The organism is Methylobacterium sp. J-030 (assembly GCF_022829545.1).
Lineage (GTDB): Bacteria > Pseudomonadota > Alphaproteobacteria > Rhizobiales > Beijerinckiaceae > Methylobacterium.
Genome location: NZ_JAKSYM010000176.1, coordinates 1 through 9197, shown reverse-complemented (window position 1 = coordinate 9197; position 9197 = coordinate 1). Strand labels below are relative to the sequence as shown.

General features: G+C 66.5%; 10 protein-coding genes. 4 read left to right on the top strand and 6 right to left on the bottom strand.

The features are described 5' to 3' along the window. The 5 genes from MKK75_RS12160 to MKK75_RS12140 all read right to left on the bottom strand — a co-directional run. Nucleotides 1-255: DUF2382 domain-containing protein (locus MKK75_RS12160; protein ID WP_244042826.1), on the bottom strand; the 255-nt coding region annotated here is incomplete at its 3' end. Further along, nucleotides 252-1238, bottom strand: a complete 987-nt coding sequence (locus MKK75_RS12155; RefSeq protein WP_244042825.1) for a PhnA-like protein — start codon at nucleotides 1236-1238, stop codon at nucleotides 252-254. The genes MKK75_RS12155 and MKK75_RS12160, both read right to left, overlap by 4 nt. Before the next feature lie 49 nt (nucleotides 1239-1287). Beyond that, nucleotides 1288-1548, bottom strand: coding sequence for a GlsB/YeaQ/YmgE family stress response membrane protein (locus MKK75_RS12150; protein WP_192710943.1), 261 nt, complete (start codon nucleotides 1546-1548; stop codon nucleotides 1288-1290). Between the two features lie 90 nt (nucleotides 1549-1638). Further along, the gene (locus MKK75_RS12145) at nucleotides 1639-1818 is read right to left on the bottom strand and encodes a hypothetical protein (protein WP_243928206.1); all 180 of its coding nucleotides are present in this window, start codon (nucleotides 1816-1818) and stop codon (nucleotides 1639-1641) included. Nucleotides 1819-1946: 128 nt separating this feature from the next. After that, nucleotides 1947-3437, bottom strand: a complete 1491-nt coding sequence (locus MKK75_RS12140) for a PAS domain S-box protein (protein ID WP_244042824.1) — start codon at nucleotides 3435-3437, stop codon at nucleotides 1947-1949. A gap of 641 nt (nucleotides 3438-4078) precedes the next feature. Here MKK75_RS12140 and MKK75_RS12135 point away from each other — a divergent pair. The 4 genes from MKK75_RS12135 (at nucleotide 4079) to MKK75_RS12120 (ending at nucleotide 7716) form a co-directional block, all read left to right on the top strand. Then, nucleotides 4079-4432 carry a hypothetical protein gene (locus tag MKK75_RS12135; protein ID WP_244042823.1) on the top strand — a complete coding sequence of 118 codons (354 nt, stop codon included), beginning with the start codon at nucleotides 4079-4081 and terminating at the stop codon, nucleotides 4430-4432. A gap of 244 nt (nucleotides 4433-4676) precedes the next feature. Next, nucleotides 4677-4835 carry a hypothetical protein gene (locus MKK75_RS12130; RefSeq protein ID WP_244042822.1) on the top strand — a complete coding sequence of 53 codons (159 nt, stop codon included), beginning with the start codon at nucleotides 4677-4679 and terminating at the stop codon, nucleotides 4833-4835. Between the two features lie 83 nt (nucleotides 4836-4918). Next, entirely contained in the window at nucleotides 4919-5326 is a 408-nt protein-coding gene (locus MKK75_RS12125; RefSeq protein ID WP_244042821.1) for a phosphatase PAP2 family protein, read from the top strand. 671 nt (nucleotides 5327-5997) lie between these two features. Then, complete coding sequence (locus MKK75_RS12120) at nucleotides 5998-7716, top strand: sensor histidine kinase (RefSeq protein WP_244042827.1); 1719 nt, start codon at nucleotides 5998-6000, stop codon at nucleotides 7714-7716. A gap of 340 nt (nucleotides 7717-8056) precedes the next feature. Here MKK75_RS12120 and MKK75_RS12115 read toward each other — a convergent pair whose 3' ends face one another. Next, nucleotides 8057-8956, bottom strand: a complete 900-nt coding sequence (locus tag MKK75_RS12115; RefSeq protein ID WP_244042820.1) for an alpha/beta fold hydrolase — start codon at nucleotides 8954-8956, stop codon at nucleotides 8057-8059. Nucleotides 8957-9197: the final 241 nt, after the last annotated feature.

Sequence of the window (9197 nt, the reverse complement as noted above, 5' to 3'; positions counted from 1 at the left end):
GGCGAGGGTCCGGTTGACGGGCACCCGGGTCACGCCGACCATGTCGCTGCGCAGAGTCTCGCGCAGGACCTGGTCGACGGTGTCGGTTCGCGTGCTGACACGGACCCGTTCGGTCTCCACCGCACGCTTCTCGATGCGCGCGGTCTCCTCGATCAGCGAGAGGACCGCCTCCTCGCCGATGGCGACCTCCGCCGCGGTACCGAAGGGCGTCCCGAGCCCGCGGGGCTCGGTCGCGGCGCGGTCGCCGACGCTCATGCCCGGCGAGGCGTCAAGGTGTTCGGGGCGGTGCGGGTGACGGTCGGATCGACGGCCGAACCACGGCCGGCGAAGAAGGATGCGAGCGCCCCGAAGATCAGCGCGAGGGCTCCGAACAGCGCGCCCTGGGAGACACGGCGCGCGGTGGCGTCGGCAATCTGCTTGGACTGCTCCTTGGCCGAGGTGACGGTCTCCTTGAACTGCTGGGTGTACTGCGCGACCTGGGTCCGGGCCTGCTCGACCGAGATGTTCTGCGCCTTGGAAAGGGCCACGGCGGCCTTCTCCTGGGCAGCGGCCTGCTGTGCTCCGTCACCTGAGACGGCGGCGCGCATGGCGGTCACCGCGGTGTCCTTCAGCGCGGCCGGATCGGACCCGGTGCCGTTGCGGACATTGGACTCGATGTTCGAGAACGGGTCGGTGACCTTGGTCAGCGACGGGGCGGCAGCCTGCGCCAGGGTCGAGGCGGAGCCGCCCATGGCGTTGCCGACCCCGCCGATGGCCGAGGAGGCGGTGCCGAGGGCGCCGCTGACGATGCCGCTGGCAGCCGACGACAGCATGTACAGCACCACGAGCGTCGAGACCGCCCAGGCGAGGAGGCCGTGATAGCCCGCCGTTGAGGTCGACGGCTTGCCGGACAGGCGTCCGGCGAAGTAGCCGCCGGCTACAGCCGCCAGCACGCCGGAGACGACGAACCACAAGCCGGCACCGATGCCGAGCGAACTCGCCGCCGGGGTGCCGTCGCCCATCGGATCGACTGTCGAGAGGCCGATGCCGAGCCCCAGCATATTCAGGATGACCTGCGAGATCAGCGCGACCGTGGCTCCGGCGAGGACCGCACCCCAAGAGACGGAATGCAGCATCATCGTGCGCATGTCCTCGGCCGGAGTGACCATGGTGGTCTGCGGCAGGTCGCGGTCGACGACGGTGCGATCCGTGATCGGACGACTGGGGGATACGGGGGTGGGCTCGGTAACGGTGGCCATGGTGGTATTCCTGAGTTGTGAGGTCGGTAAGCTGGAAGGGCGCGGTGGGTCAGACGACCCGGCGGCGGCCCATGACGATGTGGTAGAGCCACAGCACGATCACGGCGCCGACGATGGCGACGAGCAGGCTGTAGAGGTTGACCCCCGACACGCCGGGTTCGCCGAACTGGTTGAACAGGAACCCGCCGACGACCGCGCCGACGACGCCGAGCAGGATGTCGACGAGCAGGCCCTGGCCGGTGTTGTTGACGATCTTGCTGCCGATGAAGCCGGCGATCAGGCCGAGGACGATCCAGGCGAGGAGGGACATGACGGGCTCCGGTTTTCGGCGTGCGGAAGGGTCCCGACGCAGGGCCTGCGCGGGCTGGGGCATGGGTCTCGATGGCCTGCGGGGCCGGGGCTAGGTGCGCGCGGGGCGCCGGGGTCGGGTTGGCTTATCCGTGGTGTGCCGCGCTTCAATCGTAGCGATCTCGGTCGTGGCCTCCGCCTCGACCTTGGTGTCCCCGAAGATCATGCCGATGGCCTGCTTGATCAGGGCACGGGCGTGATCGCTCGACAGAACCTTGCGGCCCTTGCCCATTCGCGGCACCTCTCTGTCCGGCTTAGCCGTCGTCGAGATGCCCGGAACGAGCAGAGCTACACCCACCGAATAATTCTATCGAACCAATGTTCCGCCGACCTACATAAAAGTATTTCAGCTTAGGCCGCTTAGTGTTTTCGACCTGGTTTTCGCGTTGTATTTTTGCCGTAATGCTCAAATGATGTTTTCTCGCCTATGCCGCGTTCCCTGGCCCAGACGACCACGGCGCTTCGTCGGTTGACGCCGATCTTGCGATACAGGCTGGCAACGTGGTTGCGCACGGTGCTCAGCGAGACGCCGAGCGCCTTGGAGATCTCCTCGTCCGTGTCGCCGCGGCAAATGCCCTCCAGCATGTCACCCTCGCGGGTCGTGAGCTTTTCGGCCACCGCCTGCTGCTTGCCCGGCCTGGGCGGGTTGCGCAGCAGGGCGAGCTTCTCGATCACGCCGTGGCTGAACCACGACGCGTCAGCCATGACGGATTCGATGGCCGAGATGAGTTCAGTCTCGGTCCGCTTTCGGGACGAGATGTCCTGCACGGCACAGAGGAGGCCCTCGCCGCCGCCGACGGTGACCTTCTCGGCGGAGACGAGGCAGTCGAGGACGTCGCCGTCGCGCGTGCGCAGGCGCCCCTCGAAGGCGCGCACCCTGCCGTAGCGCTGGAGTTCCCGTTTGAAGCGCGTCCGCTCCGCCTCCTCCACCCAGGGCATCGCGGAAGCGCTTTCGGCATCGCTGAAGGTGGAGGCGTAGGCGTCGTTGACGCTGGTTGGCAGGTCGGTGGCCGAGCTGAGGAGGACCGTCGGGATCGGGCTGAGCTCGAACGCCTTGGCGAAGCGCTCCTCGCTGAGACGCAGCTCGGCCTCCGCCTTCCGCCGGTCCTCCAGGTCGGCAAACGTGAACAGCATGCAACGTTCGCCGCCCGGCATCTCGATGGGATGGCCGGCGACGATGACGTATTTCTCGGCATCGGACGGGACCGAGAGGCACGCCTCCCGCTGCCTGATGGTCGTGCCGGCATGGAGGTGCTCGACCGCGGAGGCGCGATGCTCGCCCTGTCCGAGAAGGTCGACTTCGGTGAATGTCCGGCCGATGACCTGGTCGCGTACGTATCCGGTGAGCTCGACGAAACCCTGGTTGACCTTGACGTAGCGCAGGTCGGAGAGCCGGCAGACCACGGCCGGGGCCGGGTTCGCCCGGAACATGCACTCGAACCGCTCCTCCGCCTCGTAAAGGTCGCTGGCGTCCTGCATCAGAAGCGCGAGGCCGGTCGGTGCACCGGCATCGTTCGTCGTCACCAGTCCCCGCATCCGATGCGTCCATATCCTCGCGGGATCCCGGAAATTGTGGACTTCGACCACCGCGTCGCGAAACGCCTCGCCGGCCAGGATGCGCTCGACCGGATGCTGCAGGGGGCCGACCTCGCGGTGGTTGCGGTAGCGCAGGACGAAGTTGGCCCGGTACTCGGCGACCGTGGCTCCGAGGTCGCCGATCTCGGCGACTCCATGCATCGCGAGGGCGGCGTCGTTGGCGTAGGCGATGGTGTGATCCGGCTCGATCAGGATCACGCCCTCGGCGAGGCCGGCGACGACCTGTGCCAGTTGCCGCTGCTCGAACTGGGTCATGATGGCTCGGCTCGTTCGAAGGGCGTCAGTGGCCGCCTCGCAACCACGCATGGGTGCCAACGTCCCAAACGATGGGTCGGGCAGTACCCCGGACATTGCCGGCCGACATCCTTGCCTTCGTCGGGAAGGTCGTCGCCTCGGCCTGACACGCGTTTCCAGACTTGGACACCCCTGTGATCCGACCCTCGGCTCTCGACCACTTCGGGCTCGGGCATGACGAACGGCCTGACCGCATCCGCCAGGTCCGATAGGAAGAATCCCCCCTTCCGAATGACCCGGTCGGCCTTCCGGGCCAGGCATCGGCGGTCGTCGGCGGTGCTTAACACTTTCCTGGCCGTCCTCGCGTTGCTAGCGGTCCTGCTCGCCCGGGCCGTCCTGAAGCTCGCTTCCTGCAGCTCCGCATCTTCCGGGGCCTGTTCCGGCGCCGTCCCGCCGCCGCAGGATCTCCGGAAGCGTCGCGAAGCCCGACCCAGAACGGGAAACCCGAGCTTCGAGTTTAGGGCCGTCCGCATCCGCTATAACCGTCAGGTCACGAGCGAGCATCCGCTGGCCACAGATGAAGGTTCGGAAGCGACGTAACTGTGACATCTGACTCGCTCCGCGCCGATGTCCGCTTCGGGGATGTCGGCAGATGCCCCTGAATGGCTGAATTGGGCGCAAAGCGGAACGGCCGCTTGTCGGTTGAGGCGTCGACCTACCTGGGCAACCTGATGGAGGCGCCGCTGGCAGGCGTGAGCGTGACCTGCGGCTCGCCCATGAACCCGGAGCTCGCACCGGCGGCGATGGTACCGGCCGGCGAGAATAGCACCGTGGCGCCGGGCACCGGCGTGCTCTTCGATAAGTACGGGCTGATGTGGGACGGCGACGCGCCGATCCTCTACGAGGTCGCCGTCACGGACGCGGACAGTCGGTTCCAGCGCAGCCGCGCGCTAATCGAAAAGGACTGTCCCGTCGGCGACTGGCTCGCGCTCAAGGCACTTAACTCCGCATGCTGACGAAGCATATCGCGGGACATCCCACCCTGTGACAACCCGCCGGTCGGGAATCTTCGCTGGTTTGCTAAACTTATCGACCCTGCCGTGAAGCTTGCTGACCACCAGCGGCGGAGCTGTTCATGGCAGAGTTCACAGGTCTGACGTCAAACATCCGGTTTATCCTCAGCCCGGCGCGCAGGGGGCTCGCGCTCGGCGCGCTCGTCGCCCTCGGCCTCGCTAGCGTCGTTGGACACATGTGGGCTTGGTGGCCGGTTTGTGCCTGGCGTTCGCATACATCGCCGGCGCGGTCACGGAAGGCGACACCGGCTCCTTCGACCGGCGCGTCCGGCTGCTGTTCCGGGTTCCCGGCAACCCGGCCCAGACCATCGGCCCACCCTGGCTGACCGAGACGATGCGGACCTGACGAGCCTCGGCAGCACCGCCATCCTGGGCATCATCCTGGCCTCGGTCCTGGTCTTCCTGCTGCTGGTACGGAAATACGGGGCGATGCTGCTGGTGCTCGCTTCCGTCGGGGGCGGCCAAGTCACCGTAGCGCTGCTGAAGATGGGCTTCGAGCGTCCGCGCCCCAACCTGTTCCCAAACGCGCCTCAGGTGTTCACGGCGAGCTTCCCCAGCGCCCACGCGACACTCTCGGCCGTGACGTACCTCACGCTCGGCGCGCTGCTTATGCGATTGCAGCCGCAACACCGGTTGAAGGTCTTCTTCCTGGCTCTCTCGGTTTTTCTGACCGTCCTCGTCGGAACGAGCCGCATCTTCCTCGGGGTGCACTGTCCGACCGACGTGATGGCGGGATGGTGCCTCGGAGTGGTTTGGGCGGTGCTGTGCTGGGGCGCAGCCCTGTGGCTTCAGCGTCGCGGGAAGGTCGAGCACCTCGACGGCAAGCAAGGATCCTGACTTCCTCAACATCGATAGGCATCGACTGGAACGGGCCGGGGGGCTGCCGTCGACCGAATCGGTAACCTCGCCGCACCCGCTTGCGCCAAGGGAAGGATTTAGATTTATTCCAATCTAATATGGTGGACCACGGGTCAACGTCTCTATGCCGCTCCCTTACCCCGGGACAGCGGGCGATGTTGCGTCGCTTGACTGGTGAGGGGGCTCTGCGTTCGCTCGGGCCTTGGGAGATGCGGACAGCGCGCTCCCTACTCGAACGCGGGCTCGTCAGACCGAGGCCCCCCGGCCGGACCGGTCAGGAGATCTCAGGCCTGTGGGTCCTGAGCGCGAAGGGCAGCCGCATCGTGCCGCGCGAACCGGCTCACACGGGCGCGGCGATGCCTCGCGACGCATCATCACTCCCACCCACAGCCGTAGCGCAGAAGACGCGATGACTTCGAGCGCCGCACTCGCTGTGCAACGGGCTACGAAAGCACCGCGAATGCCCTCTATTGCCCCATGAGAGTGGTGCCCTCCGTTCCGAACGCCGTGGCGCAGGACGCAGATGAAGGGGCGCCTAAATTGGTCAACGCACCGGTCGACCCGCCCCATGCCGCACCGTTGGCGCCCCGGGTCCGCTACGGTCGCCAATTGAGCCGCCGATGACCCTGACGACCCGCATCGTGTTGCTGGTGTTGCTCGCGCTCGCGCCGGCGCTCGCGATCCAGGGGTACAACGAGTACGCCCTGCGCGCTTCTCGTAACGCGGCGGTGCGCGACGACACCCTGGCCACTGCGCGGGCAGTCGCCGACGATCTCGCCCAGGTCGCCGAGACCACACGACAAGCTCTGGACTTCGTGTCCAGAAACCCGACGGTGCGCGCGATGGATGCGGTGGGCTGCACCGAGTACCTCCGCGATGTCGCCCGCGACAACCCGCAGCTCGCCATCTTCTCCCTGACCCGGCTGGACGGGGCGGTCATCTGCAACAGCCTCGGTTCGGCTCCGGGCTCCTACTCCGTCGCTGGGCGCGTCTATCACCGCCGCGTCGTGGCCGAGGACACTTTCGTCATGGGCTCGTATATCCGGGGCACCGTCACGGGTAGGGACGTCTTGCACTTCGCGCGCCCCCTGCGCGATGCAGCCGGTCGGACGACCGGCGTTCTCGCCGCCGCGTTGGACCTCGGCTGGCTCGACCACCACCTGCGGCGCGACCTGCGGCGGCCGAGCACGTCGCTCACAATCGCGGATGCGGACGCGACCATCATCGTCCGCTACCCCGATGGTGATGGCCTGGTCGGTACGGCAGTCCCCGACGAGCGCATGCGCATCCTCCGGGCCCGCGGTGAGGGCGTCAGGATCGCCGCTGGTTATGACGGCCGCGAGCGGGTGCTCGCCAACGTGCACCCGTCCGGGCCGGCCTCGGGTTCATGGGTCACGGTCGGGCGGGACCGAGACGTGGCCTTCACCGATGTCGACGCCGCGACACGCCGTGGGCTGGTGTTGATCGCCCTCGGGACGGCACTGGCGCTGCTGGCCGCGGTGCTGGCTGGCCGCTTCTTCATCCGCCGCCCGTTCGACCGCTTGCTGCGCGCCGCCACCGCCTGGCAAACGGGCGATCTCTCGGCGCGCATCGGGATGACGCGCGGCGACGAGTTCGGCCGGCTCGGCGGTAAGCTCGATGCCATGGCCGGCACCCTGCAGCGGCGTGAGGGCGAGCTCCGCGATGAGATCGCCCGCGGGCGCGAAATGCAGGACCGCCAGGTCATGCTGCTGCACGAGCTCAACCACCGGGTGAAAAATACGCTGGCCACGGTGCAGGCGCTCGCCCGTCAGTCGAGCCGCGGCGGGGAGGCCCAAGGCGAGCGCCTGGAGGGCCGCATCCTCGCGCTCTCGAAGACGCACGATCTGCTCACCCGCGATGACTGGTCGGGAGCACCTCTGCGCGAGGTCGTAGAGGGCGAGGTCGGGCCCTATCGCGGCGGCCCCACGCGCATCATCACGGACGGGCCGGATGTCGATCTGCCGGCGCGCCATGTCCTCGCGCTGGGTATGACCCTGCACGAGTTGATCACTAACGCCGCCAAGCACGGCGCGCTCTCCGACGCGGCTGGCGAGGTCCGCGTGACGTGGCGGATCGTGGTCGGTGAGAGCGGCCAGCGACGCCTGCTCGTGGATTGGGTCGAGAGCGGTGGCCCTGTCGTTGCCAAGCCAACGCGCAAGGGGTTCGGTTCTCGCCTGATCGCCGCGAGCATCGAGCGCGAGCTCGATGGTTACTACACCCTGGACTTCGACAGTGGCGGCTTGCGCTGCATCATCGAAGTGCCCCTGCACGGGGGCTACGCGATGATGTCGCCACTCGATGTGGGAACCGGCGCGGGGGCGGTCCGTCGCAGCCGGCCTGAATCGTAGGCACCCAACCTGGCTGTACCATTTTGGTCCGGGTCGAGTCGCGCAGAACCTGTGGGTTGGGCAAGCCTAACCTAAGAATGTCGTGGCCGCCGGCTTGACCGATATCCGCTTCGGAGACGCACACGAGGGCCGTCTAGTGACTGAAATGGGTGGATTTCCGCCGGTCTGCTTTCGGATGGAGAAATACGAGAGCGGACGTCACCGCCGCGCCCGCTTCTGACCTTTTACAAAAGTGTAGCGTCCGCTTTTAGGTCACTGAATGTGGCAGTGACCTATGGCTAGACTGTTGGAATTGGGACGGCCCGCTTCCAAAGATTCGAGCCCTCGAAGTGAACGACGGCTAGTGTTCTGAGAGAAACTCTAGCACCACCTTGTTGAATGCTTCCGGGTTTTCGCGGTTCATCGCATGGGCGGCGTTCGGGATCACGATGGGTGCCGGTACTGCGGTGTTGCAGCGGTGGGCCTCGGCAAAAGCTTCCGCGTAACGCTTCGGGCTCCGCTCGCCAGTCAGCGTTAGGACGGGGAAATCGAGCTTCGCGATGTCGGCGCAGGTAATGTTTCCGCGCTCGCCGCTATCGACCCCGGTCCCCATGTTGTCGAGCAGGATCTGCCGCTGGGCCTGCGAACGCTTAGCCCACGTACCGGGTCCGCCCAGCCCGTCCGTGAACTCTTGCGCCGCCTTCTCGACGTTTCCGTCTGCCAGATTACGGCGTAGCCCACCGACCAGCTCCTTGGTCTCGGAGGCCATCTTTCTGCTCTCCGGTGTATCGGGTAGCAGCGCCTCCATGCCGCTCGCATCCTCCAGGACCAGGGTCCTGATCAGTTCGGGATGCGTCTTGGCGACCATCAGCACGACCGCGCCCCCACGGGAGTGACCGAGCAAGTGCACCTTGCCCAGCCCAAGCTGTTTGATCAGAGCCGCGACATCGCCCGCGTGCTGGCTGACTGAAAAGTCGTCGCCCTTGCCGTCCCACTTCTCAGGGAAGTAATGGCGCAGGCTCATCGTGATGACGAGGTACTTCTTGGCGAATTCTGGTACCTGCGCGTACCAGATCCGGTAATCGTTCAGAGAGCCATGCACGAGGACGAGTGGTTCCCCAGAGCCGGTCTCTTGGTAGGTGACCGGATAGCCATTTACTTCAATCCGCCGGGTTCCCTCCAGCGTCGACCAGTCGGCTAGGGTTTGCGTTGCACAGAGCATCCCGAGCGCAAGCGCCACAGTCGGAAGAACTTTCATCATCCCCTCCCTGACTACCTTCTGCCGGAAGTCTGGCGCGAGGGGCCGCGCTTGTCACCGAGCGGATGGGGCCCTTGCGGTACAATAAACGGGGGCTGACAACGTAATTACCCACCCCGGTAGTTGCAGGGTTTAGGCGCCAACGGTCTTTAGGATGGTGCCGAAGGGACTTCTTCCTGTGAGGCGCGCGGTATCGACGACGGTGCGGATGGCGGCCTCGCCCTCGGCGGCCCACATCGCTCGG

Coding starts and splice junctions, on each gene's coding strand:
- MKK75_RS12155 (WP_244042825.1), bottom strand. CDS start 1,238: ATGGCCACCGTTACCGAGCCCACCCCCGTATCCCCCAGTCGTCCGATC.
- MKK75_RS12150 (WP_192710943.1), bottom strand. CDS start 1,548: ATGTCCCTCCTCGCCTGGATCGTCCTCGGCCTGATCGCCGGCTTCATC.
- MKK75_RS12145 (WP_243928206.1), bottom strand. CDS start 1,818: ATGGGCAAGGGCCGCAAGGTTCTGTCGAGCGATCACGCCCGTGCCCTG.
- MKK75_RS12140 (WP_244042824.1), bottom strand. CDS start 3,437: ATGACCCAGTTCGAGCAGCGGCAACTGGCACAGGTCGTCGCCGGCCTC.
- MKK75_RS12135 (WP_244042823.1), top strand. CDS start 4,079: ATGGCTGAATTGGGCGCAAAGCGGAACGGCCGCTTGTCGGTTGAGGCG.
- MKK75_RS12125 (WP_244042821.1), top strand. CDS start 4,919: ATGCTGCTGGTGCTCGCTTCCGTCGGGGGCGGCCAAGTCACCGTAGCG.
- MKK75_RS12115 (WP_244042820.1), bottom strand. CDS start 8,956: ATGATGAAAGTTCTTCCGACTGTGGCGCTTGCGCTCGGGATGCTCTGT.